Source organism: Leclercia adecarboxylata (genome assembly GCF_035787115.1).
Lineage (GTDB): Bacteria > Pseudomonadota > Gammaproteobacteria > Enterobacterales > Enterobacteriaceae > Enterobacter > Enterobacter adecarboxylatus_E.
On sequence record NZ_JALKTL010000002.1, the window covers coordinates 17,346 to 41,249 of the forward strand.

22 protein-coding genes are annotated in these 23,904 nt (G+C 54.6%); 4 read left to right on the top strand and 18 right to left on the bottom strand.

Annotation, left to right across the window (positions count from 1 at the left end; genetic code table 11):
- Positions 1-104: 104 nt before the first annotated feature.
- Positions 105-1,496, top strand: a complete 1,392-nt coding sequence (locus tag MXM41_RS07485) for an L-cystine transporter (RefSeq protein ID WP_325930901.1) — start codon at positions 105-107, stop codon at positions 1,494-1,496.
- Between the two features lie 56 nt (positions 1,497-1,552).
- On the opposite strand, the gene cedA is transcribed toward MXM41_RS07485, so the two are convergent.
- A complete protein-coding gene (cedA, locus tag MXM41_RS07490) occupies positions 1,553-1,807 on the bottom strand; it encodes a cell division activator CedA (protein ID WP_325930903.1) in 255 nt (84 codons plus the stop codon).
- 197 nt (positions 1,808-2,004) lie between these two features.
- On the opposite strand from cedA, the gene katE reads away from it, so the two are divergent.
- A complete protein-coding gene (gene katE / locus MXM41_RS07495) occupies positions 2,005-4,263 on the top strand; it encodes a catalase HPII (RefSeq protein WP_325930904.1) in 2,259 nt (752 codons plus the stop codon).
- 81 nt (positions 4,264-4,344) lie between these two features.
- Here the strand turns inward: katE and chbG are convergent, their stop codons facing one another.
- From chbG to osmE, 7 genes are all read right to left on the bottom strand, one after another.
- Positions 4,345-5,103: a chitin disaccharide deacetylase gene (chbG, locus tag MXM41_RS07500; RefSeq protein WP_325930905.1), complete on the bottom strand. Its 759-nt coding sequence runs from the start codon at positions 5,101-5,103 to the stop codon at positions 4,345-4,347.
- A gap of 11 nt (positions 5,104-5,114) precedes the next feature.
- Positions 5,115-6,470: a 6-phospho-beta-glucosidase gene (locus MXM41_RS07505; RefSeq protein ID WP_325930906.1), complete on the bottom strand. Its 1,356-nt coding sequence runs from the start codon at positions 6,468-6,470 to the stop codon at positions 5,115-5,117.
- 102 nt (positions 6,471-6,572) lie between these two features.
- Positions 6,573-7,391, bottom strand: a complete 819-nt coding sequence (gene chbR / locus MXM41_RS07510) for a transcriptional regulator ChbR (protein ID WP_325930907.1) — start codon at positions 7,389-7,391, stop codon at positions 6,573-6,575.
- A 28-nt stretch (positions 7,392-7,419) separates the two neighbouring features.
- Positions 7,420-7,773, bottom strand: coding sequence for a PTS N,N'-diacetylchitobiose transporter subunit IIA (chbA, locus tag MXM41_RS07515; RefSeq protein ID WP_325930908.1), 354 nt, complete (start codon positions 7,771-7,773; stop codon positions 7,420-7,422).
- Positions 7,774-7,819: 46 nt separating this feature from the next.
- On the bottom strand, positions 7,820-9,178 hold the full coding sequence (chbC, locus tag MXM41_RS07520; RefSeq protein WP_325930909.1) for a PTS N,N'-diacetylchitobiose transporter subunit IIC: 1,359 nt from the start codon (positions 9,176-9,178) through the stop codon (positions 7,820-7,822).
- An 84-nt stretch (positions 9,179-9,262) separates the two neighbouring features.
- Entirely contained in the window at positions 9,263-9,580 is a 318-nt protein-coding gene (gene chbB / locus MXM41_RS07525) for a PTS N,N'-diacetylchitobiose transporter subunit IIB (RefSeq protein WP_039029055.1), read from the bottom strand.
- A 273-nt stretch (positions 9,581-9,853) separates the two neighbouring features.
- On the bottom strand, positions 9,854-10,195 hold the full coding sequence (gene osmE / locus MXM41_RS07530) for an osmotically-inducible lipoprotein OsmE (protein ID WP_039029054.1): 342 nt from the start codon (positions 10,193-10,195) through the stop codon (positions 9,854-9,856).
- A 230-nt stretch (positions 10,196-10,425) separates the two neighbouring features.
- Here osmE and nadE point away from each other — a divergent pair, with 230 nt between their 5' ends.
- Positions 10,426-11,253 (top strand): ammonia-dependent NAD(+) synthetase, encoded by an 828-nt coding sequence (gene nadE / locus MXM41_RS07535; RefSeq protein ID WP_325930911.1) that lies wholly within the window; start codon positions 10,426-10,428, stop codon positions 11,251-11,253.
- A gap of 85 nt (positions 11,254-11,338) precedes the next feature.
- A complete protein-coding gene (gene cho, locus MXM41_RS07540) occupies positions 11,339-12,226 on the top strand; it encodes an excinuclease Cho (protein WP_325930913.1) in 888 nt (295 codons plus the stop codon).
- Here cho and ves read toward each other — a convergent pair.
- From ves to MXM41_RS07590, 10 genes are all read right to left on the bottom strand, one after another.
- Positions 12,195-12,752, bottom strand: coding sequence for an environmental stress-induced protein Ves (gene ves / locus MXM41_RS07545; protein WP_325930915.1), 558 nt, complete (start codon positions 12,750-12,752; stop codon positions 12,195-12,197). The genes cho and ves overlap by 32 nt on opposite strands.
- A gap of 293 nt (positions 12,753-13,045) precedes the next feature.
- Entirely contained in the window at positions 13,046-13,534 is a 489-nt protein-coding gene (gene spy / locus MXM41_RS07550) for an ATP-independent periplasmic protein-refolding chaperone Spy (RefSeq protein WP_325930916.1), read from the bottom strand.
- A 339-nt stretch (positions 13,535-13,873) separates the two neighbouring features.
- Entirely contained in the window at positions 13,874-14,839 is a 966-nt protein-coding gene (gene astE, locus MXM41_RS07555) for a succinylglutamate desuccinylase (RefSeq protein ID WP_325930917.1), read from the bottom strand.
- 10 nt (positions 14,840-14,849) lie between these two features.
- Positions 14,850-16,175, bottom strand: a complete 1,326-nt coding sequence (gene astB, locus MXM41_RS07560) for an N-succinylarginine dihydrolase (protein WP_325930919.1) — start codon at positions 16,173-16,175, stop codon at positions 14,850-14,852.
- Positions 16,162-17,649, bottom strand: coding sequence for a succinylglutamate-semialdehyde dehydrogenase (gene astD, locus MXM41_RS07565; protein ID WP_325930920.1), 1,488 nt, complete (start codon positions 17,647-17,649; stop codon positions 16,162-16,164). Before astD ends, astB begins: the two co-directional genes overlap by 14 nt.
- Positions 17,646-18,680, bottom strand: coding sequence for an arginine N-succinyltransferase (gene astA / locus MXM41_RS07570; RefSeq protein WP_325930921.1), 1,035 nt, complete (start codon positions 18,678-18,680; stop codon positions 17,646-17,648). Before astA ends, astD begins: the two co-directional genes overlap by 4 nt.
- On the bottom strand, positions 18,677-19,897 hold the full coding sequence (locus MXM41_RS07575; RefSeq protein WP_325930922.1) for an aspartate aminotransferase family protein: 1,221 nt from the start codon (positions 19,895-19,897) through the stop codon (positions 18,677-18,679). Before MXM41_RS07575 ends, astA begins: the two co-directional genes overlap by 4 nt.
- Positions 19,898-20,377: 480 nt before the next feature.
- Positions 20,378-21,151 (bottom strand): hypothetical protein, encoded by a 774-nt coding sequence (locus tag MXM41_RS07580; RefSeq protein ID WP_325930924.1) that lies wholly within the window; start codon positions 21,149-21,151, stop codon positions 20,378-20,380.
- Between the two features lie 51 nt (positions 21,152-21,202).
- The gene (locus MXM41_RS07585; RefSeq protein ID WP_325930927.1) at positions 21,203-21,973 is read right to left on the bottom strand and encodes an Ig-like domain-containing protein; all 771 of its coding nucleotides are present in this window, start codon (positions 21,971-21,973) and stop codon (positions 21,203-21,205) included.
- Complete coding sequence (locus MXM41_RS07590; protein WP_325930929.1) at positions 21,960-23,903, bottom strand: lipase family protein; 1,944 nt, start codon at positions 23,901-23,903, stop codon at positions 21,960-21,962. Before MXM41_RS07590 ends, MXM41_RS07585 begins: the two co-directional genes overlap by 14 nt.
- Position 23,904 lies beyond the last annotated feature (1 nt).

Below are 23,904 nucleotides of genomic sequence, written 5' to 3' on the forward strand. Positions count from 1 at the left end.
TAACCCATTCCATTTGGATATAAGCGACCAGATCACACTTCTGCTAACCTTGCGCCAACAAGGTCGGACTGATACCGATCTGATATTAAATCAGGAGAACGGGGATGAATTTTCCATTAATCGCGAACATTGTGGTGTTCGTCGGCTTACTGCTGTTGCTGGCGCAGTCGCGTCACAAACAGTGGAGCCTGGCCAAAAAGGTGCTGGTCGGTCTGGTGATGGGTGTGGCCTTTGGCCTGGCGCTGCAGGCCATCTACGGTGCCAGCAACCCGGTGCTGAAAGAGTCTATCCAGTGGTTTAACATTGTCGGCAACGGCTACGTACAGCTGCTGCAGATGATTGTGATGCCGCTGGTATTCGCCTCTATTCTGAGTGCGGTTGCCCGTCTGCATAACGCCTCCCAGCTGGGCAAAATCAGCTTTCTGACCATTGGTACGCTGCTGTTTACCACGCTAATTGCGGCGCTGGTCGGCGTGCTGGTCACCAATCTGTTTGGCCTGACGGCAGAAGGTCTGGTGCAGGGCACAGCTGAAAGCGCGCGTCTGACGGCCATCGAGACCAACTACGCGGGTAAAGTGGCGGATCTTACCGTTCCGCAGATGGTGCTCTCCTTTATCCCGAAAAATCCGTTTGCCGATCTGACCGGTGCCAACCCAACGTCAATCATCAGCGTGGTGATTTTTGCCGCCTTCCTCGGCGTGGCTGCGCTGAAGTTACTGAAAGATGATGCCCCGAAAGGCCAGCGCGTGCTGACCGCTATCGACACCCTGCAAAGCTGGGTGATGAAGCTGGTACGTCTGGTGATGCAGCTGACTCCGTACGGCGTTCTGGCGCTGATGACCAAAGTGGTTGCAGGCTCGAATCTGCAGGACATCATCAAGCTGGGCAGCTTCGTGGTCGCATCTTACCTCGGCCTGGGCATCATGTTTGTGGTCCACGCCATTCTGCTCAGTGTCAACGGCGTAAGCCCGCTGAAATACTTCCGCAAAGTATGGCCTGTCCTGACCTTCGCCTTCACCAGCCGCTCCAGCGCTGCCTCTATTCCGCTGAATGTGGAAGCGCAGACACGTCGTCTGGGCGTACCGGAGTCTATCGCCAGCTTCTCCGCCTCCTTTGGCGCCACGATTGGTCAGAACGGTTGTGCGGGACTCTACCCGGCAATGCTGGCGGTGATGGTTGCGCCTACGGTAGGGATTAACCCGCTGGATCCGGTATGGATTGCAACTCTGGTCGGGATCGTCACCATAAGCTCTGCCGGTGTGGCCGGTGTGGGTGGCGGCGCAACCTTCGCGGCACTGATTGTACTGCCTGCCCTGGGTCTGCCGGTGACGCTGGTGGCGCTGCTGATCTCAGTTGAACCGCTGATCGACATGGGGCGTACTGCGCTGAACGTCAGCGGCTCCATGACTGCCGGTACGCTGACCAGCCAATGGCTGAAGCAGACCGACAAAACCATTCTGGCAAGCGAAGATGACGTGGAGCTGGCGCACCGTTAATCGCCTTTTGAGTAAAAAAACCGCCTTCAGTAGTGAAGGCGGTTTTTTTATGTCTGTTAATCCTCAATGTCCTCATCCTGACGCACCTGCAATGCCCAGCGCTGGGCTGACTCCGGCACGGTAAACACTGGTGAACGGCGAAAACGCTCTCCAATCAGCACATAGGCGACATATTTACCGCGTAACAGCCACACGTCACGAAAGCCATCCATTTTAGTGGCATGTTCTGGTGGCGCGGGTTCAACACGAGGCTGGTAACTGATAACAGGACGATTTTGTTGGCGAAGAGGTTTCATAAGCAGCAGGTTCACTAATCAAACTCAAAAATCAGCAAATTCCTATCATAGCCGATTGCCCCTCCTGCGTCGCGCCCCATCTGCCTCCTCAAGCGTAAGCGGTTGTCTGAAAATGGGTGTTTACCCTGCTTATAACCCTTAATGTTCTATAGTTATTGGGATTTAAGGCAAATAAGGCCGCGTTTCAGCAATGAAAACAGGAGACGAGTGCAATGTCGCAAAATGATAAGACACATAAACCTGAACAGTCCCCGCTTCACGACGCCAGTGAAGCGAAGCCCGGGATGGACTCCCTGGCTCCTGCGGACGGCTCTCATCGTGCCAGTCCGGTCCCTACCCCACCGGGCCAGGAGCCGACGGCACCCGGCAGCATGAAAGCGCCGGATACCGGCAATCAAAAACTGAATGCGCTGGATGAGGTTCGCAAAGGGGGAGAGAATTTCCCGCTGACCACCAACCAGGGAGTGCGCATCGCTGACGATCAGAACTCCCTTCGCGCCGGGACGCGCGGCCCAACCCTGCTGGAAGACTTTATCCTGCGGGAAAAAATCACCCACTTTGACCATGAGCGTATTCCTGAGCGTATCGTGCACGCGCGCGGCTCCGCGGCTCACGGCTATTTCCAGCCTTATAAGAGTCTGAAAGATATTACTAAAGCTGATTTCTTGTCGGATCCGGATAAAATCACCCCGGTCTTTGTCCGTTTCTCTACGGTGCAGGGCGGCGCGGGTTCAGCCGATACGGTGCGGGATATTCGCGGCTTCGCCACCAAGTTTTATACCGATGAGGGCATTTTTGATCTGGTGGGCAACAATACGCCGATCTTCTTTATTCAGGACGCACACAAGTTCCCCGATTTTGTTCATGCGGTAAAACCGGAGCCTCACTGGGCCATCCCTCAGGGTCAGAGCGCACACGACACATTCTGGGATTACGTGTCGCTGCAGCCGGAAACCCTGCACAATGTGATGTGGGCGATGTCCGACCGCGGTATCCCGCGCAGCTATCGCACCATGGAGGGCTTTGGCATTCATACCTTCCGCCTGATTAACGCCGAAGGCAAGGCCACCTTTGTGCGCTTCCACTGGAAGCCGGTAGCCGGTAAAGCCTCGCTGGTGTGGGACGAGGCACAGAAGCTCACCGGACGCGACCCGGACTTCCATCGCCGCGATCTGTGGGAATCCATTGAAGCTGGCGACTTCCCGGAATATGAGCTCGGTTTCCAGTTGATCCCGGAAGAGGACGAATTCAAGTTTGATTTTGATCTTCTCGACCCAACCAAGCTGATCCCTGAGGAGCTGGTACCGGTTCAACTGGTGGGCAAGATGGTGCTCAACCGTAACCCGGACAACTTCTTTGCCGAGAACGAACAGGCCGCCTTCCACCCGGGCCACATCGTCCCCGGGCTGGACTTTACCAACGACCCATTACTGCAGGGGCGTCTCTTCTCCTATACCGATACGCAAATCAGCCGTCTGGGCGGGCCTAACTTCCACGAGATCCCCATCAACCGGCCAACCTGTCCGTACCATAATTTCCAGCGGGACGGGATGCATCGCATGGAGATCGACACCAACCCGGCTAACTACGAGCCAAACTCGATCAACGACAACTGGCCGCGCGAAACCCCGCCCGGACCAAAACGGGGCGGATTCGAGTCGTATCAGGAGCGCGTGGAAGGAACAAAAATCCGCGAGCGTAGCCCCTCATTTGCCGAATATTACGCCCATCCACGCCTGTTCTGGCAGAGCCAGACGCCGGTGGAGCAGGAGCACATTATTGGCGCCTTCAGCTTTGAGTTGAGCAAAGTTGTGCGCGCCTATATTCGCGAGCGGGTAGTCGATCAGCTGGCGCATATTGATATCACTCTGGCACAGGGCGTGGCGGACAATCTGGGGATCGCCCTCACCGACGAGCAGCGTAACCTGGCCCCGCCGCAGGATGTCAACGGCGTGAAAAAGGATCCGGCTCTGAGCCTGTATGCCGTTCCTGGCGGCGATATCAAAGGCCGCGTGGTGGCGGTGTTACTGAACGACACCCCACGGGCCAGCGATGTGCTGGCGGTACTTCAGGCGCTGAAGGCAAAAGGCGTGCATGCGAAGTTACTCTATTCGCGCATGGGTGAAGTCACCGCCGATGACGGCTCGGTACTGCCGGTTGCGGCGACTTTTGCCGGTTCACCGTCCCTGACCGTCGATGCGGTAGTCGTGCCGTGCGGCGATATCCAGAGCCTGCTCAATAACGGCGACGCTGCCTATTATCTGCTGGAGGCGTACAAGCATCTCAAGCCGATTGCGCTGGCCGGTGATGCCCGCCAGTTTAAGCCGCTACTGAAAGTGGCGGATCAGGGTGAAGAGGGGATCGTCGAAGGCGACACGGCAGCAGGCGCGTTTATGGATGAGCTGACGTTGCTGATGGCGGCGCACCGGGTGTGGTCGCGCACCAGTAAGATTGACCAGATACCTGCGTAAAAAAAGCCGGGTGGCGGCTTCGCCTTACCCGGCTAACTCTGTAACCTGAGCCCGGTAAGCGTAGCGCCACCGGGCGATTTCTCACAGATCCCTGAATGTCCCCAGCCGATACCCACGCTCGGCAATCGCGTATTTCAGCGACGTCGAGGTGAGCACGTCCAGCTCCGTCAGGCGCGGCCAGCAGTAGGCGCTTTTACGGATCGTATTATCGATAAAGGCCGGGTGTGCCATCACCTCCAGCGACTGCTCCCCCCGCTGTACAGAGCTGTCCAGCACGCTTAAGAACAGCGCTTCACTGATTTCATCGCCATAAAATGCACTGCTGAAACCGTCCGTGGTGGGGGGCAGATCGCCACCCCGTTCGTCGATCCCGTCGACCTGAGGATCCACACGCAGCGCCACCCCTTTGCGGCGAGCAAACTCGGCCACCAGCGGGAAGATGGCCGGGATCATATGCACATGGTGATGACTGTCGATGTGCGTTGGTTCGCGGCCGAAGAGATCGACGAAGCGATTGAACTGGCAGTCCAGCTCGCGGGCAATCTCCTCCAGCGGCAAGGTCCCCTGCTCTGCCATCTCCCAGATCCACTTGCCCAACAACCCGTCCCGCGTCAGCCCTGGCATGGGTGTCAGCGGCATACCGAGGGTCAGGACAAAGTGCATCCCTACCCCCAGGTCAGGCAGATCCCGGCTGAGCGCGGCGGCGTGCTCAATCGCGTCGCCGTTGACCATAGCGGTGGTGGAGGTCACCACGCCGTGCCGACAGGCTTCCACAATGCCATAGTTTTGCCCTTTTGAGAGGCCAAAATCATCGGCATTAACGATCAGCAGATATTCCATAGCGATCCCTCTTAGTGCTGCTCGCTTTTCAGTTTATCGATAGTGGCGGCAAAATTAGGCAGCCATTTTTCATGGGCCAGGATCAGGTCGCGCGCCAGCTTCTCGGCATCACGATCGGACTGCACCAGCGGGCTCAGGTTCAGAGCCAGCAGCACGTCGTTCAGTTCGCCGCTGATGGCCGCCTGGCTGGCCGCCACCTCAAAGCCCTTGATGGTGTGGATAAGCCCCATCACTTTGTCATCAAAATGGGTCAGGCGCGGATGCGGCTTCGCCCCGTCGCGACCCAGAATGCAGGTCATCTCTACCGCCCAGTCTGCCGGGATATTATCAATGTGGCCGTGATGCGGCACGTTGACGTAATGTTCCGCCTGTTTGTCGTTGTAGATAGCGTTAATCACTTCGCAGGCTGCATCGGAGTAGTAAGCCCCGCCGCGCTGCTCCAGCTCTTTCGGCTTGACGTTCAGGTCCGGGTTTTTATACAGCTCGAACAGCTGTTTTTCCACCTTCTGCACTACCTGCGCACGCGCGCCGCCTTTGTAGTATTCGCCCATCTCGATCGCCAGCATCTCTTTCAGCTTGAAGTAGTAGAGCAGATAGGAGCATGGCAGCAGATTCAGGGAGCGAATCAGCCCTTCGCTAAACGGCAGGTCGAAAATGTTCTTCACCGAGCTCGCCTTCAGGGTGCCGCTGGCAACGCCATCCAGCAGCTCCGCGAAACGTGATTCACCGTTGACCAGCACATCCCTGATAAAGACCATATGGTTCAGGCCAAACAGGTCAATGGAGAGATCGTCGCTGTCGGTCAGGGCCAGCACATCGCGGATGAACATCTTCATGCCGATAGGGATATTGCATACCCCAATAAAGCGTTTGAATCCGGTGTGACGGTAGACGGCTTCGGTGACCATACCGGCCGGGTTGGTGAAGTTGATGACCCACGCCTGCGGGCAGATCTCCTGCACATCTTTAATGATGTCGAACACTACTGGAATGGTACGCAGCCCTTTAAATAAGCCTCCAGCGCCGTTGGTCTCCTGGCCCAGGTAGCCGTAGCTCAGCGGGATACGCTCATCCAGCTCGCGCGCTTTCAGCTGGCCAACGCGCAGCTGGGTGGTAACGAAATCGGCACCTTTCAGCGCCTCACGACGGTCGAGGGTTTTATGCACAGTCATCGGCACACCCGCTTTTTTCACCATGCGCTGGCACAGGTCGTGAATAATATCGAGCTTCTCCTGGCCCTCGGCCACGTCAACCAGCCACAATTCGCTGACCGGTAATTCATGATAGCGTTTGAGGAAGCCTTCCAGTAATTCCGGGGTGTAGCTGCTTCCGCCGCCGATGGTGACTACTTTAAGTTTCTTTTGCATAATATTCTCCCTGGGTGCTCCGCCTTTTGAGTATAGCGATCCCGTCCCATTTATATTGGGCAAGCCTGTAATAAATATTCCCGGCGGTGAACCCGCCGGACGTTAATTAATAACCGTGAGGTTTTTCCGGTAGCTGTTAGGTGTAAAGGAGGTCAATTTCTTAAAGGTCTTAATAAACAGACTCGGACTGCTATAACCGGATTCGTAAGCAATATCCGTTACCGAATAATTGGTAATTTCCAGCTGTTTTCTGGCGAAATTGATCCGTATATCATTAATAATCTGCACCGGCGTCTTCTGATAATAACGCTGGGTCGCGCGGGTCAGGTATTCCTGCGATTTTCCCGACAGCGCCACCATATTCTCCAGCGCGTTTTCACCAAAACGCAGCTTGTCGTGCATCATTTCAACGGTGGTGCGTAGCCATTGCGGAATATCGTCACTGGCCTGCTGCTCTTCGCGATAATGGCGTAAGCGGTTGACGACGTAGAAAGTCACCGTTTCAATAAATTCATCGAACTCATTGTCGCGGAAGTTGAGAGAGGCAATAACGGTGTCGATCCAGTTCAGGAATTCACTTTTAACGTGATAGACCTGCGAGGCAACAAAGCAAAACGGCAGCAGCGGCGAATAGTGGGTTTCGAAGAAGCGTTTACTGATGCCGACGTTGAGAATACGCGTGGCACCAAAATCATAAAAGCTCTGATGGTGCGAACCCATCGGGATAAAGACAAAGTCCCCCCGCTCCAGCAGCACCCGCTTGCCGTTGATCTCCTGGAAATAGCGGCCGGTCAGCACGATGGTGAACTCATAGTAGTCATGCTGATGCAGACCGCTGATGCTCTCCACCTTGTTATAAATAAACACATGAAAATTTTTACCATTAAACAGCTGTTGTTCCCGGGCGGTAGTGATTTCCATGGCGCTGACCTCCTGCTATCAGACTGACTTACTGCATTTTCTCGTGAAGTTCGATGAGTTCCGCTACCAGCTCACGCGCCAGCATGGAGGTCATCAGATGGTCCTGGGCGTGTACCAGCACCAGGCTCACCTTCATTTTACCTTCACCCTGATCGCTTTCGATCAGTTTTGTTTGCACCAGGTGCGCTTCATTCAGCGCGGTGCGCGACTGGGCCATCATCTCTTTAGCGGTGTCGAAATCGCCCTGTTTGGCTTTTTTCAGTGCCGCGTACGCCAGGCTGCGGGCCTGACCGGAGTTGATAATAAGCCCCATCACCACTTCTTCAAGGTCGTTCTCTGCTACGTCTTCCGTTTCTGCAACAATATTTTCTAAATCAAACATCTCTTGTTCTCCTGTACTGACGCGGGTTGCCCCGCGTCATACGACATCAGAATTTCAGTGCGAGGGCGATATCTTCTTCGCTCTCTTCTTCATCAATGGTGGTCTGGGCCTTGTTGGCGATGGCGACGAACGGCATATAGAGCAGGGTTGCCACACCAAGGTTGAATATCGCCAACAGGAAGGCCGCGACGCTGCCATTCGTGTTGAAGAAGGCGCCCAGTCCGGCTGGCATCGTCCACGGCGCAATGTTGGTCACCGGTGGGATGATTCCCAGGTAGTAAGCCGTCAGGGTAATGGCTGCCAGCAGCGGCTGTACCAGAATGAACGGAATGAACATCACCGGGTTCATGATAATTGGCAGACCGAACAGGATTGGCTCGTTAATCTGGAAGATGCCTGACGGCAGGGCCAGCTTCGCCACCTGACGGTGATCTGCACGACGGGAGGTGATGAATACCGCGATGATCAGACCCAGCGTTGCCCCGGTACCGCCCAGGAAGATGTAGGAGTCCAGCATCGGTTTCGCCCACACGTGGAAGGTTTTACCTGCCGCCAGCGCCGCGTCAACGGAGCCATACTGCTGGTAGAGCGCCACGTTTTCCAGGGCCCATGGGGTCATGATGCCGCTGTCCAGCGCGGCCAGCGCCAGAGAACCGTGAACACCGAAGAACCACAGCAGGGAGGTGAAAATCACGTAAGCCCAGCCTACCACGCCACCCATGGATGCCAGCGGTGTGGAAATGGTGTCCATGATGATCTGGTGGAAGTTGGTGCCCCAATGAGAGAGCGCCCAGGCGATAGTCCCCATGATGGAGAGAATAATGAAGCCTGGGATCAGCGCCGAAAAGGAGCGCGATACCGATGCCGGTACGCTGTCCGGTAAGCGGATCACCCAGTTGCGACGAATAATAAAGGTAAACATTTCCGCCACAACCAGACCGATCACAATACCGGAAATGATATTCGCACCACCCAGCCAGTTCGCGCCTACTGCGTAGGCTTCACCCACGCTATAAGGCGTCACGGTCATAAAGGCAGCAACAGATAATAAACCAGCGGCCAGCGAGTCGACTTTACGCTCTTCTGCCAGCGCCATCCCGATAAAGAAAGGCGCCATCAGCGACATAATACCCAGCGTACCGTTGTACACATTGCCGCCGATGGCCTTGAAACCATTTAACGTTTCAATAGTTGAGGGATCTAAACGAACACCTAATGAATAGAAAAATGAACCATCACCGAAGCTAAGAAAAACGTTGTTAATTAAAACGAACATGGCCCCGGCCAGGGTTAACGGCATTAATTTAATAAAGCCGTTTTTAATGGCGTTGACATGCGGTTGTTTTCCTATTTTAACTGCAAAAGGAAGGAGTACCTTTTCAAGCGCAGCAATAAATCTACTCATAGAAAATGCCCTTAAATGCCGCAATAATATTGCGGCGTAAATGTGTGTGAAATTGCTCTTTGACGGGAAAAATAAAAAAATAAATTAATTAGCAGCTTTTTTAATCGCCGCTACAGCAGCTTTAAGAACACCCAAACCATCTACCTTGCCGTACAGCACTGAGTCGATCACTTCCACCGGTTTATTCGGTAACAGGCGTTGAATTTCTGGCAACATATAAGCAATTTGCGGTCCTAACAGCACAACGTCCGCGCTGGTGCCTTTTTCGCCTGCCAGTGTTTCCGGGAACGCTTCAATCACTACCGGTACTTCGTACTTCTCTGCCTGCGCGCGCATTTTTGACACCAGCAGTGATGTTGACATGCCCGCTGAGCAAAACAGATAGATATGTTTCTTTTCCATAACGACTTCCCTCTTATATGGCCACTGCGTTAGCCGCGACATCAGCGCCGTTACCGGACGTCTCTTCTCGCAAGCCGGTCTGATGGGATGAGTATACGGCAACCGAAATGCCTGTGGTAATCCAGGATGTTTTGGAATTGTCTCTCATTGACCTGCAGCTATGACTGCCTTCACATTTCAGGCAAATAATTCGCGTTAAGAAATAAGATTAGAAGCGCTAAAAAGAAAAACCGGCCAGTTGGCCGGTTTGTATCTGCTCAGGAAGGGACTTAATCAGGCTTTAGGTGCCTGCGGATCGGTGTCGTATTCAGCACAGGTCTGGTAGCCCGAGTTCATAACGTGACCTGTGTCATCTAATGCAACAAAATAGGTTTCGGTTTTACCATCCCGTTGACCGAGGATGTAAGTCTGGCAGGTACCACGCGCGTGGATCATCGTCACCTCAGATGATGGCTTACCGGCCAGCTGCTCTACCTGAGCACGGGTCATCCCTTTTTTAACGTCTTTTACTACCGGCTCTTTAAACTGATCGGTTGTGCGGTCATAGGCGGTACAGCCCGCCAGCAAAGTCAGTACTGCCGCTGCGCCTAACATTCCTGCTACGTTCTTGTTCATATTCCGTCCTCTTGTTTATCAGCGTGTTAAGTAAGCCTGGAATAGAAAATCACATTTTTCAACCTCAAGCGTGACGGCAGAGTTTTTTCGGAAAATTCCTGCAAGACAGAGATAACCTGCTAAATCGTTCTATTTCGCTCCATTCAAAATTGTGATCCTTGTCGTTTTCCCCATGACGGGTTAGCTTTAACAGAACATTCATCAGGCAAATTTGTGTAACGGAGGGGCTGATGGCTCTGCAACAAGAAATTATCCAGGCGCTGGGTGCAAAACCCGCCATTAATGCGGAAGAAGAGATCCGCCGTAGCGTCGATTTTTTGAAGTCCTATTTGACGACGTTTCCGTTCCTGAAAACGCTGGTACTGGGTATTAGCGGCGGTCAGGACTCCACCCTTGCCGGAAAGCTGAGCCAGATGGCGATCAGCGAACTGCGTGCCGAAACGGGCAACGAGGCCCTGCAATTTATCGCGGTCCGTCTGCCCTATGGCGTGCAGTTCGACGAGCAGGATTGTCAGGATGCCATCGCCTTTATTCAGCCCGATCGCGTGCTGACCGTAAACATTAAAGAAGCGGTGCTGGCGAGCGAAAAAGCGCTGCGTGACGCCGGTATTGAGCTGAGCGATTTTGTCCGCGGCAACGAAAAAGCCCGTGAGCGAATGAAAGCCCAGTACAGCATCGCCGGAATGACCGGCGGCGTGGTAGTAGGCACCGACCATGCAGCGGAAGCGCTGACCGGCTTCTTCACCAAATATGGCGACGGCGGCACCGACATTAACCCGCTGTTCCGTCTCAACAAACGCCAGGGCAAACAGTTGCTGGCCGCGCTGGGCTGCCCGGAGCACCTTTATAAGAAAGCGCCGACCGCGGATCTGGAAGACGATCGTCCTTCCCTGCCTGACGAAGCTGCGCTTGGCGTCACCTATGAAAACATTGATGATTATCTGGAAGGCAAGACGCTGGACGAAGGCACCGCCCGCATCATTGAAGGCTGGTACCTGAAGACCGAGCACAAACGTCGCCCGCCGATCACGGTCTTCGATGACTTCTGGAAACAGTAATTCTGCAGGGGCGGCGTCTGCCGCCTCTTTTTTAACCACATAACTGCTGCTACACTGTATGCCTGAACAGTATCAGGAGTATGTTGTGAGCAGGCGTCAATCGGCACCGCGGCTTGAATTCGAAGCGGCCGCCATCTATGAATATCCCGAACATCTGCGCCCGTGGCTTGAGGCACTGCCGAAGCAGCCAGGCGTCTATTTCTTTCATGGCGAAAGCGACGCCATGCCGCTATATATCGGCAAGAGCGTCAATATCCGCAGCCGGGTGCTCTCGCATCTGCGCACCCCGGATGAGGCCGCCATGCTGCGCCAGTCCCGGCGCATCACCTGGACGCAAACCGCCGGTGAGCTGGGCGCTCTCCTGCTTGAAGCGCGTTTAATCAAGGAGCAGCAGCCGCTGTTCAATAAGCGGTTACGCCGCAATCGCCAGCTCTGCTCGCTGCAGATCACCGCGGGTAAACCGCAGATTGTGTATGCCCGTGAGGTGGATTTTTCGCATACGCCGAACCTGTTTGGCCTGTTTGCGAACCGCCGGGCGGCGCTGCAAACCCTGCAGGCGCTGGCCGATGAGCGTCAGCTCTGTTATGGCCTGCTCGGGCTGGAGTCCTTAACCCGCGGGCGGGCCTGTTTCCGCTCGGCGCTGAAGCGCTGTGCGGGGGCGTGCTGCGGAAAAGAGAGCGTTGAGGATCACCAGCAGCGACTGCTTGAAGGGTTGCAGGCGATTGGCGTCACATGCTGGCCGTGGGACTGCGCCGTGGCGCTGAAAGAGTCGCGCCCGGAGATGACCCACTACCATATCATCCATAACTGGCTGTGGCTGGGCGCGGTCGACAACCTCGACGAGGCGGCGGAACTGCTGCGCACCCCCGCCGGTTTTGATCAGGATGGGTATAAAATTCTCTGCAAACCCCTGCTGGCCGGCAACTATGAGATCATTCCGCTCAATGACCCGGAAGCCAGAAAATCTCGCTGAACAGCAGAGTACCCTCCTCTTTCAGCAGCCGCAGGGTATGGTCGCCGTCATGCCAGTAAGCGCCCTGATCGGCGGTGAGCAGTTTATCGCCCAGCTGCCAGGCCCCGCTCAGCACAAATATTACCCCGCCACGTGACGCAAAGGTGGTGAAGGTGCGATCTGCCACCCGCACCTTCGCCCGACAGATGTCCCGGCGAGTCATGATGTTAAAGTCCATCGACATCTGCCCTTCCAGCAACTGTGCCTTTACCGGCAATTCTCCGGCAAAGCTGAAGGGCTGATGACGTCGCAGGGTGTGATTGAACGCCTTCCCGCCATCCAGTTTCACTTCCCCCCCTTCCAGCAGGGTAATTACCCGGTCGACGCCGGGAGAGACAGAAAAGTCGCCGTTGCTGGCAAGAGACGCGATACTGGCACGCCAGGTAAAGTCCCGGGTTGCAGGGGGAAAACAACATATTTCGCGCGTCTCTCCCGCGCCGTTGCGCCAGAGGTTGACCGGCATTTTGCGGATATCAAAAAATTCCATCACCACTCCAAATGGCGCAATACGCGCCAGAGCATCCCGCATGAGGCGGTCGCTTATTGTTTGTTATCGTTAGGTCGCTGTGGATTAGTATCGGCAGATGTGCGGGCGGGCCTTATTCTGACGATGAAAAAGAGTAACGTCAGAGATTTCAGACACATTCTGCAAATCGATAAGAGGAGAATACCGTGATGACGGCGGCTGGCAAGAGGCTGGAAAAGAAAAAACCGCCGGACCTGTCCACAGCAAATCTGCTTGAGTGGACAAGACTCCGGCGGTCTTGAATGCTGAACCGATTATTCGGCTGGAGGGGTCATTTTACCTTTCGCCGCTGAACGTTCCGTCAGACGCTTCTCAAAATTGGCATTAAACTGCTTTTTCTGTTCCAGAGTAAGGATGTTGTAAATCTTGTTCTGGGTTTCCATGTGCGCCAGCATACGGGCCTTATGCTGCTCGGCCATCTTATCAACCTGCGCTTCTGCTTTCGCTTTATCGAAGCTGTCGCTGGCGATGATGTCATGCATTGCGCGGCGCTCTTCTACCGGCGGACGCTTCATCTGCTCGCGCTGGCTTTTCATGATGTCGCGGACCTGCTGTTTCTGCGCATCGGTCAGGTTAAGGTCTTTAAACATCATGTCGTGATGCATACCCGGCTTGCCTTTGTGGTGCATCATTTTGCCTTCGGTCGGCGCTGCCGTAGTGGTGGCGGTATCTGCGGCGAATGCCGCGCTGGTAGCGCCCAGAGCCAGGGTAGAGGCAATAAACAGTGCAGTTAATTTACGCATAATTTTGTCCTTCCTTTCAGTTATTCTTCGGCGCTATGCCGTGTTGACGAGATTAACTTTACGGGGTTTATCGTCAATTAGTCAGAGCAACAGTAAAACAATGAAAGTGTAAAAAACAAATTATCGTCAAATATGGAGGAAATAAGGATAAAGCGTGGAGAGTTGAAACAAAAATATGCATGAAGATGATTTTAAAGAGATTATGGAGAAGTATACCGGCAAAGAGATTAATAATAAAGCAAACAACCAGGAATAATCTGTAATAAAAAGACAGATTGAGGAAATGATTGAGAAAATAAATGACCCCGTAGCGTTACGCTTATCGGGGCCACGTGCTTATCAGACGATTTTTTCCAGCATCAGCCCGGCGCGTAAACCAAATGCCACCGCCGGATTGGGGAACAGAACATACTCGGTCGGCTTTTGCACCTCGTAGCGCTCGTCCCCGTCCTCCGCCAGTAAAACGCCCTGGCGGAAAGGGGTAAAGTTGAGGGTATGCCCGGCCATGTGCAGCACAAAGGCCTCGCTGCGCCGGGTGATCTGCTGCACCACGCGATACTGCTCTACCGGCTCCGCATGGGGCGCCGATGCCTCACCGCTCAGCAACGCCCGCAGCGCCTGATGGGTGGTGGCAAAGCGCGTCAGATCGTTATGCCCGAACGGCAGCGCTTTTCCCAGCTCCAGCGTGCAGGCCAGCGCACCAAAACGCTCGCAGGTGAAATGCGTAAAGGTGCCGCCCGGCGCCTGATGAAAGACCAGCGCTTCCAGCCCGGCATCTCCCAGCCACTGAATGAACGTCTCATCCCACGGCTGGCTGCGCTGAGGCAGCACGCCAAAGCGTTCGTGATAAGAGGCGCGGATGGCGGTATGCAGATCGAGGTGCCAGCGATCGGCCCCCGCCTGCTGATAAAACGCGTCTACCAGTTTCTCCAGCAACGCCGCCCGCTCTGTCTCATCGCAGGCCGGGAACTGCGCGCCGCGCCCGCTAAACAGGCGATTAAGATCGCAGGCCTGATAGCGCTTATCGGCCCGCAGCGCCGAAGGATTGCCGTAGATGACAAGCAGACGGCAGCGCAGGGGCAGTTCACCGCGAAACAGCGCCCTGACCAGCAGGTCGACGATCTCCACAGGCGCCGTTTCGTTGCCGTGGATCCCGGCAGAGAGCACCAGGGCGCGCTCGCTGGCTGTCTCCGGGGTCAGCTCGAGCACCCCGCGCGCCAGCCAGCGCCAGTGAAACGACGCGCCGTTGCCCTCTCGCCGGGCAGGCGTTTCATCGGCCATCGTCAGCGCCAGAAAGTTTTCCATAACGCCTCCTCTATTGCTGGAACGGGTAGACGGAGCCGAGTTGCAGAATGCGGCTCAGCGCGTCCAGTGCCTCGCGGCCTTCGCGCAGCAGCTGCGGATCGATCAGGTCGGCCTGGGTCAGACGGTCGCGATAGTAGCGATCCACCCAGTCGTTTAGTGTGTTGAACAGGGTATCGTTCATCATCACCGCCGGGTTAACCGCCCGCTGCTCCTCAGGAGTGAGCACCACGCGCAGGCGCAGGCAGGCCGGTCCGCCACCGTTAGCCATGCTTTCACGCAGATCAAACACCCGCAGTTCATCGATCGGATTATCCCCGGCCACCAGTTCGTTGAGATAGCGCCAGACGCCCGGGTGAGCCTGTGATTCCTGGGGCAGGACCAGCATCATGCTGCCATCATCGCGGCTCAGCAGTTGACTGTTAAACAGATAGGTTGCCACCGCGTCCTGCACCGATACCGCCTCGGTGGGTACCTCAATCAGCATAAATCCGGGCACGCGCTCGCGAAGCGAATCTAACAACGCTGACTGGTGCACAAACGCCTGCTCGTGGCAGAACAGGACCTGGCGGTTCGATACCGCAATCACGTCGTTATGGAATACACCCTGGTCGATCACCAGCGGGTTTTGCTGGGCATACATCACCTGCCCCGGATTGACCTGGTTCAGGCGGGCAACGGCCTGGCTCGCCGCCAGCGTCTGACGCGCCGGATAACGGGCCGGCGCCTCATTGCCCCCCTCTTCACGGCCATAGACAAACAGTTGCAGGCCCGGCTCGCCATAATCGCCGCCGAGGCGGTTATGGTTGGCCGCCCCTTCGTCGCCGAACATCGCCACCTGCGGCAGCGCCGTATGCACGCTGAAGCGGGATTCATCGCGGAAAATGGCGCGCAGCACCTGCTCCGTGGTGCTGGCCTCACTGGCGCGGTGGAACTTGTTATTCAGGTTCGCCACCGTCAGATGCACTTTCCCGTCGAGCGTATCCGCAGACGGGGCCACCGTGGCGGCGTTGGCCACCCACATAGAGGAAGCAGAGCTGGCGGCAGAGAGCAGCTGCGGCATCTGGGTACCCGCTTTTTCCACCACCTGCTCGTCCGTCCCGCTAAAGCCGAGCTGACGCAGGACGCCAACGTTAGGCCGCTCCTGCGGCGGGATCACCGCCTGCGGGAAGCCCGCATCCGCCAGCGCCTTCATCTTTAACAGCCCCTGCTTTGCCGCCAGCCGTGGGTTGGAGATCTGAAAGCGATGTTTCGTGGAGGCCTCATTGCCAAACGACAGCCCGGCGTAGTGGTGGGTCAGCCCCACCAGCCCGTCGAAGTTAACTTCACGCGCTTTCATGACGCTTCTCCCGTGTAAAATCGAGGCCCGGATTCAGTTGCTCCGGCAGGACGATGGCTGGCGTCTCCAGGCTGGCCATCGGCCAGGCGCAATAATCCGCCGCATACCAGGCGCTGGCGCGATGGTTGCCGGATGCCCCCACCCCGCCAAAGGGTGCGGTACTGGCCGCGCCGGTGAGCGGTTTATTCCAGTTGACGATCCCGGCGCGGGCTTCCAGCAGCAGCTGGTCAAAACGTTCGCGCTCCGGGGAAATCAGCCCGCACGACAGGCCGTAGCGTGTGGCGTTAGCCATGGCAATGGCCTGGTCAAAATCGTCATAGCGCCAGACGCAGAGCAGCGGGCCAAAGACCTCTTCATCCGGGACATCGCGCACGCCGGTCATATCAACAATGGCCGGGGTCAGTAACGAGGTTCCCGCCTTCACCAGACGCGGTTCCAGCAGCGACTGGCCGCCGCGGGCGACATGCTCCCGCCAGGCGTGATAAACATTTTTCGCCGCCTGCTCGGAAATCAGCCCGCCGATAAACGGCTGGTCGCTGGCGTCCCACTCGCCCGGCAGCAGGCGCCCGCTCACCTCCACCAGACGGGCCAGGAACGCGTCGCCCTCTGCACCGCGTTTTACCAGCAGACGACGGGCGCAGGTACAGCGTTGCCCGGCGGTGATAAAGGCCGACTGGATCGTCAGGTGGACGGCGGCGTCGATATCCGCCGGGTCATCAACGATCAGGGCATTGTTGCCGCCCATCTCCAGGGCCAGGATTTTCTCCGGCTGCCCGGCCAGCTGACGGTGCAGCTGATAGCCCGTACCCGCGCTGCCGGTAAACAGCAGCCCGTCGATGTCGCCGAGCGCACTCAGCGCCTGACCGGTTTCACGCCCGCCCTGCACCAGATTAAGCACGCCCGGCGGCAGCCCGGCCTGCTGCCACAGTTTGACAACTGCCTCGCCGCTCCACGGGGTTAGCTCGCTCGGCTTGAAGATCAGGGCATTGCCCGCCAGCAGCGCGGGCACGATGTGACCATTCGGCAGATGGCCGGGGAAGTTATAGGGGCCAAACACGGCCAGCACGCCGTGCGGGCGATGGCGCAGCGTGGCAGCGCCGTCAGCCATCTCTGTGTGCTGCTCGCCGGTGCGGGTATGGTACGCCTTTATCGAAATGGCGACTTTGTTGATCATGGCGGTGATTTCGGTTGCCGCCTCCCAGCGTGGCTTGCCGGTTTCACGGGCAATAATGCTGGTCAGCTCCTGTTTATTGGCCTCCAGCAGGGCAGCAAATTTCTCGGCAATAGCCTGGCGGGCGCTGAACGGCTGCTTCGCCCAGCCGGGGAAAGCGCCACGCGCCGCGCGGCAGGCCTGCTCAACCTGGGCCGGGCTGGCGTCCGCCCCCTGCCACAGCCTCTCCTGGCCTACCGGATTGTGTTTGCTGCGCAGTTCACCTTCGCCGGTTACCCAGTCGCCGTTAATCCATAAGTTCATACCGTTTTCTCCTCGGGGCACAGGCGCACCATGCGAATACGATCGCCAGCGCGGCATTTCAGGGCATCCAGCTGCGCAGGGGTCAGCACCAGACGTTCACAATCAGGATCCACGCGGATCAGCGTGGCGCGAAAATTATCATATTGCTCGTTAGCCACCAGGCAGGCGGGCCATTCCCCCGGCGCAGGCTGGCCTTCAGCCACCGCCACCAGCCGGCTTTTGCGGATCGCCCGCACCCGGTCGATATCGCACTCCAGCGTCGGCCCGCCGTCGAAGATGTCGACATAGTTACGGTAGCGGAAGCCCTCTTTTTCCAGCACCGCGCGCGCCGGGGCGGTCTGGGGATGTACTTCGCCGATCACGGCCTGCGCTTCGGGACTGAGGAAGTGGGTATAGATGGGGTGCTTTGGCATCAGCTCGGCAATAAAGGCTTTCTGTCCGGTGCCGCACAAATAGTCGGCCTGGCTGAATTCCATAGAGAAAAAGCGTTCGCCGAGGCTTTTCCAGAACGGGGAAAAGCCGGTTTCGTCGATCACGCCGCGCATCTCGGCGACCACTTTTTCGTTAAAGCGATCGCGGAAGGCGGCCATAAAGAGAAAACGCGATTTGGAGAGCAGATAGCCGTTCCCCTCCCGACGCCAGTCTGGATCGAGGAACAGAGAGCAAAGCTCGCTGCTGCCGGTATGATCGTTACTGAGGAACAGCGTCGGCAACGCATTGTAGACGTTCAACTCTTTCGAGGCGTGCACCAGGGTGCCCACGCGGTAGTTGTACCAGGGGTCGTTCAGACCCACCGCCACCTCAATGGCGCAGATCCCCGCCACGGTGCCAGTGTCGGTATCTTCCAGTACAAAGACGTAACCCTGTTCGCCTTTCGGCAGCGTCCCTTGCCAGGTCTCGATGGAGCGCTCAATGCGCGCCGAGAGCGTATTTTCATCAACGGGAAGCGAGGTCAGCCCGCCTCCCGTTTTACCGGCAAGCTGCATGAGGGCGGATAAATCACCGCGCTCGATGGGACGGATGACCATCATGATGACACCCCGGACTTCACCTGTTCACAGGCCAGCGCAAAGCGATCTAACCCGGTCCGCACCTCTTCTTCGCTGACAATCAGCGCAGGCGCAAACCGCACCACGTTAGCCCCGGCGATCAGTACCATCACGCCCGCTTTTGCTGCTTCCTGTGAAATAAGTTTAGCTTTTCCGGCAAATTCCTCCGTGAGCACGCAACCAATCAGCAGCCCCAGACCGCGAATTTCTTTGAACAGGCCGGTTTTGCTGTTAATGGCCTGCAGGCGCTCAACAAACCAGTCGTGACGCTGCTTCACGCCGTTCAGCACTTCCGGAGTGTTGATAATATCCAGCACCTGACCCGCCACCGCAGAGGCCAGCGGGTTACCGCCGTAGGTGGTGCCGTGGGTGCCGACGGTCATTACGCGGGCAAATTTATCGGTGGTCAGCATCGCACCGACCGGGAAGCCGCCGCCCAGCGCTTTGGCGGTGGTGAGCACATCCGGGGTGACGCCATAGTGCATATAGGCATAGAGCTCACCGGTGCGCCCCACGCCGGTCTGAACCTCATCGAAGATCAGCACCGCGTTATGGCGATCGCAGAGCTCGCGCAGCCCCTGCAGGAAAGCTTTATCCGCAGGGAGTACGCCGCCCTCGCCCTGCATCGGCTCGACGATCACCGCGCAGGTGGACTCGTCAATCAGCTCGCTGGCGGACTGCAGATCGTTATAGACCGCGTGGCGGATATCCGGCGGCAGCGGGGCAAAGTCCTGGGAGTAAGAAGGCTGCCCGCCCGCACTGACGGTAAAGAGGGTGCGGCCGTGGAAGGCATTTTTGAAGGCGACGATACCGCTTTTGTGGCTGCCAAAATTGTCGTGGGCATATTTACGCGCCAGCTTCAGCGCCGCTTCGTTGGCTTCGGCCCCGGAGTTACAGAAGAACACTTTTTCGGCAAAGGTGGCGTCGATCAGCTTTTTTGCCAGGCGCAGCGCGGGCTCGTTGGTATAGCCGTTGCCGGTGTGCCAGAACTTCGCCGCCTGGTCGTTCAGCGCCTGACGCAGCGCCGGATGCGCGTGACCCAGGGCATTCACCGCTATACCTCCGGCGAAGTCGATATACTCTTTACCCTGCTGATCCCACAGGCGCGAGCCCTCTCCCCGTACCGGAATAAAAGCCGCCGGAGCGTAAACCGGCATCATCCATTCATCAAAGTTTTCACGCGTAATTGACAGAGACATAGCGACCTCATCCGGTAAATAAAAGGTTTATAAAATGTTAAATATTTATGTGTTTGCCCTGTGAATGTAGATTGCAGCCTTCATGCCAGCCAGCGATAAAATTGCATAAACGGGATGAGGGAACGAAATATCAACGAGTTACAATATGGAGTTATTCACTGTTACTGCATAAAAAGTGAATATTTTTACAACAAGCGCGGCTTTGCCGAAGGAAAAACAGAAATATTATGCATAGGCCAAATATAATTCTGGAATTGTGATCGCTCGCGAAATTTGTATAGCTTTTGTGCGCCATCAGAGGGCGGAATGCGCCAGAACGGTGCAAAAATTGCACCGTTATTTTAGTTATACCGCTTATGTGCTACTGGAAGGAAAAAACAACGAAGGCGTGAGCATCGGTATATGTCTGCCTGGAGTAATCCCTGAATACACCTAAACAGGGTAAAACGACTTAAGCAGAGGGGATGAAAGACATGCCGATTATTTCAGTGACAATAGCCTGTCATAATCCGGAATAATCGCCCGTTTAAGTTCAACTGTGCCATCAGGGTAGGTTATGGTCATACCAGCCGGGGCACTGCTGCTTTTAGGTGCTTCAAGTAGAACAACTTTTTTAATGTATAAGAGTGGTTTAATAGTGATATTTTTAACACCATGAACTCTGTAAAACCGACTCCATTGTTGTTTACGGGTGTTCCCGCCAAAAAGCTTCAGAACGATTTCATTATCCCGATGATGGATAATCACAGGAAATAATTCCGTCTTAATATACAAATCATTATAGGCTTCTTTTCGCATACCCGAACCTTCTCCAGCGGAGTAGGCATCATCGTCAAAAGCGAATTCATAGCTCGTAGGTATGATTTTTTTAGCCGCGGCCAGTGGCAGCGTTTTCTCCAGTTGAATATCAACACGTATTCCGCTGAGTTTCCATTCGCATTTACCGCCACCATCCAGGGCGATACGACCTTTCCAGATGTTATTTATTACGTGTTGAGTCATTCTGAAAATCTGAGGATTATAGCCTCGTTCTTTACGAACATGTGACTCCGTCGTGCTGTCATAATCTTCTCGCTGGCATTTATCCGAACGATATAACACATCCATTGGCATCACTTCAGTATAAGCGGGTAGCTCTACCGTCACGTTTACCCACTCGGTACTGACTGGCGGATTGAGCGTATAGTCCGGGCGACTGGCGCATCCACTCAGTGGAAGCGCTAAAAGTAGTAATACGGCGTGAGTGTACATCATGGTGATCCTCCTTGACGAACATTCTTAAAAATATTCCTGTGCATTTTCCGGTTACATCATTGACAGCAACTTTTTATAATCCGGGATAATCCCCGAAACGCTCTCTTGACTCCCGTCGGGATAGGTTACGGTAACTTTGCTTGGCGGCGTAAGCGGACTTTCCAGCGTCACGACTTTGTTAATATGCAGTACGGGCGTAATAACTATCTCTTGTGTCTCATGAACTCTGTAATGCCTGCTCCATTGCAGCTTTCTGACATTTCCGCCAAACATATCGATATCCGTTTCGTTGAAGGCATGATTGATAAAGACCATAGGGAAAAAATCCGTCTTAATTTCAAGATTACCCTGTACCTCTTTTCTTTGACCAGGCATACCGCCGCCACTATAAAACTCATCATCGAAGGCAAAGACATAACTTACGGATGTTGGATCTTTCCCTTTTGTCTGGGGGATGTTTCTGTTTAATTTCATATCAATCCTGACGGTGCTGAGTTTCCACTCACATTTACCTCCTCCATCAAGTGCAATATCACGTTGCCAAAGGTTTGTAACATTCAGCTGCTTCATTCTAATAATTTGAGGGTTATATCCCCGCTCTTTACGAACATGAGATTCCGTCGTACTGTCATAATCCTCTCTCTGGCATTTAGCCGAACGATACAGCACATCCATTGGCATTATTTCTACCTGCGCGGGTAATTTTAAGAAAATATTTACCCATTCCGTGCTCGCAGGAGGATTTAGGGTGTAATCCGGCCGGCTTACGCAACCTGCCAGCGGGAACATTAAAGCCAACATAAAACAGTTAATTAATTTCAATTTCTTCCTCCGCAACCGATTTAAAACGCGCCAATGCATTTTCTCCGCAGGGCAATGCTTTTGTTATCTCAATCGTTCGCTGAATCTCCTCCTGTAACCCAATAAATATTCGGTTGCGGGTTAGCTCCTCTTCCGGAGTATTCTCAGCATACTGTTCCATTTGTCGGATAAATATCTCCCGTCGAGACTTTCGCAACATTTTCAGTTCCGGCCATGCGGATTCCAGGAGTTGATTGTTAAGGAATGGCAAATACTCTTTTGCCATGGAATGTCTTACAGGGTTAGTCATATGGTCAAAAGAGGGATTAGTATTGCGCGGAAAAATACGCTCGATATCTTCCTTAGGATATTTACGTATAAATGTCTCCTGGGCCTGTTTTGCCTTGTCGTTTTCAGCCTCTGATAATGAAGGGACGAGGAACAAGCGAGCTTTAGCAGGCAGAGTGTAACTGAGTCGACGACAGGTATTGGGGTTCATCATTACCCTACACTCTTCCCAGCTATTGGTTTGCGTAGTACGGAAAAAAACCACCGGTTTTCCATGATGCCAATAGTGTTCACCAACATATGCCCCAGCCATTTGTGCGGGAAGCTCTGCAAGCAACGTCCAGAAGAATCCCAGCACTGAGCCGATCGGGCCAAATTTGCCATAAAGCCAGTTATCCATGTTGGCATCATAAGGAACACTGGTAATGGTATCGGTATCGTTTACGTGTCGGTAGTGGATTATTTGATGAAGGCCTCCAACCGCGCTTGCGGTAAAGGTGCGAGGCATACCGTAAGTATAGAGTATAGGTTGATAACTTTTCATCCCAGCACAGTAAGTCAAGCCTAATGCTCCTCCCAAACTGTGGCCGCAAACGAAAAGTTTTTTACCATAGTCTGTAGCTGATTTAATAACATCGAATTGTTCATCAAACCGCTCTTTTGCCAGTTGATAAGCTTTCAGGAAACCGCCATGAATACATCCAGCATTCGCCAACTCAGTTGGACATGGCTCAGGAACATAAGTCCCATCTGTAATCCAGTCGGGGATTTCCTGCGTACCGCGCCATGCAACAGCTAAATGTTCATCGCACTCAACATAAAATAGTTGAGTACTATCAAGTAAAGGGCTCGCAGATTCACTGGGCTTTTTTGCTTTAGTATCCAGAAATACTGCCGTGGTATAACGTTTGCTAAAAGGTACATCAATCGTTAAAGCATAAGGATACGCTGGAAACTCGTCATGCTGAGGCGTTGCAGAAAGATCCAAACATTTTTTCAGGAAAAATGACTCCACGATATGCTTTTCAGAATAAGCCATATCTGCCATCAATCCCAGATTATACCCATTCGCTAGTGCATACTCTTTTGTATCATGCAGTACCAGGATCCATGCCCGGAACGGGCATATCTCTATAACATGTCGTTGATCGATTTGCTCACAGCTAATCTTTTTCCCTTTAAGTGCAGTTTCCTCAGGGAAATGAAATGAAGGTGGTTTACTCTCATCCCACTTTTCAATTTCCGGAACCTGGTCACACAATTCCCCTATAACAGCATAGTGATATAAATAACCTTTTTGCTCTGCACTTATCTGTACATTTGAACGCCAGTCCGAATGACTATTTTTATGCGCCTCTTTAAATTTTCCCGGATGACGTGACAGTGCCAGGGGCCGATTTTCCATTTCATCCGCTAGTTGCTGCGCATCGAGAATTAAGGTGAGATCAAGCCAGTGGAGATCCGTTAATCGAATAAGGCCATCGACATCACTTTTCCCTTCCAGAACCCTGTCATTGAGGCCTTCGCTTTTGGCCTTATAAGATATACCGGTGACAGGTTTATTTAGCTCATCGACAAGTTGGATTTCAAGCCAGTGAGATTGTTGTTTTCCCGTGAAGGCATCAGGATATCTGACACGAAGTGAGGTTACGGTTTCCGTCATA

What these genes read in the sequence shown, in the direction of transcription:
- MXM41_RS07485 (WP_325930901.1), top strand. Translation starts at nt 105, where the DNA reads ATGAATTTTCCATTAATCGCGAACATTGTGGTGTTCGTCGGCTTACTG.
- katE (WP_325930904.1), top strand. Translation starts at nt 2,005, where the DNA reads ATGTCGCAAAATGATAAGACACATAAACCTGAACAGTCCCCGCTTCAC.
- chbG (WP_325930905.1), bottom strand. Translation starts at nt 5,103, where the DNA reads ATGGAATATCTGCTGATCGTTAATGCCGATGATTTTGGCCTCTCAAAA.
- MXM41_RS07505 (WP_325930906.1), bottom strand. Translation starts at nt 6,470, where the DNA reads ATGCAAAAGAAACTTAAAGTAGTCACCATCGGCGGCGGAAGCAGCTAC.
- chbR (WP_325930907.1), bottom strand. Translation starts at nt 7,391, where the DNA reads ATGGAAATCACTACCGCCCGGGAACAACAGCTGTTTAATGGTAAAAAT.
- chbA (WP_325930908.1), bottom strand. Translation starts at nt 7,773, where the DNA reads ATGTTTGATTTAGAAAATATTGTTGCAGAAACGGAAGACGTAGCAGAG.
- chbC (WP_325930909.1), bottom strand. Translation starts at nt 9,178, where the DNA reads ATGAGTAGATTTATTGCTGCGCTTGAAAAGGTACTCCTTCCTTTTGCA.
- chbB (WP_039029055.1), bottom strand. Translation starts at nt 9,580, where the DNA reads ATGGAAAAGAAACATATCTATCTGTTTTGCTCAGCGGGCATGTCAACA.
- osmE (WP_039029054.1), bottom strand. Translation starts at nt 10,195, where the DNA reads ATGAACAAGAACGTAGCAGGAATGTTAGGCGCAGCGGCAGTACTGACT.
- nadE (WP_325930911.1), top strand. Translation starts at nt 10,426, where the DNA reads ATGGCTCTGCAACAAGAAATTATCCAGGCGCTGGGTGCAAAACCCGCC.
- ves (WP_325930915.1), bottom strand. Translation starts at nt 12,752, where the DNA reads ATGGAATTTTTTGATATCCGCAAAATGCCGGTCAACCTCTGGCGCAAC.
- spy (WP_325930916.1), bottom strand. Translation starts at nt 13,534, where the DNA reads ATGCGTAAATTAACTGCACTGTTTATTGCCTCTACCCTGGCTCTGGGC.
- astE (WP_325930917.1), bottom strand. Translation starts at nt 14,839, where the DNA reads ATGGAAAACTTTCTGGCGCTGACGATGGCCGATGAAACGCCTGCCCGG.
- astB (WP_325930919.1), bottom strand. Translation starts at nt 16,175, where the DNA reads ATGAAAGCGCGTGAAGTTAACTTCGACGGGCTGGTGGGGCTGACCCAC.
- astD (WP_325930920.1), bottom strand. Translation starts at nt 17,649, where the DNA reads ATGAACTTATGGATTAACGGCGACTGGGTAACCGGCGAAGGTGAACTG.
- astA (WP_325930921.1), bottom strand. Translation starts at nt 18,680, where the DNA reads ATGATGGTCATCCGTCCCATCGAGCGCGGTGATTTATCCGCCCTCATG.
- MXM41_RS07575 (WP_325930922.1), bottom strand. Translation starts at nt 19,897, where the DNA reads ATGTCTCTGTCAATTACGCGTGAAAACTTTGATGAATGGATGATGCCG.
- MXM41_RS07580 (WP_325930924.1), bottom strand. Translation starts at nt 21,151, where the DNA reads ATGATGTACACTCACGCCGTATTACTACTTTTAGCGCTTCCACTGAGT.
- MXM41_RS07590 (WP_325930929.1), bottom strand. Translation starts at nt 23,903, where the DNA reads ATGACGGAAACCGTAACCTCACTTCGTGTCAGATATCCTGATGCCTTC.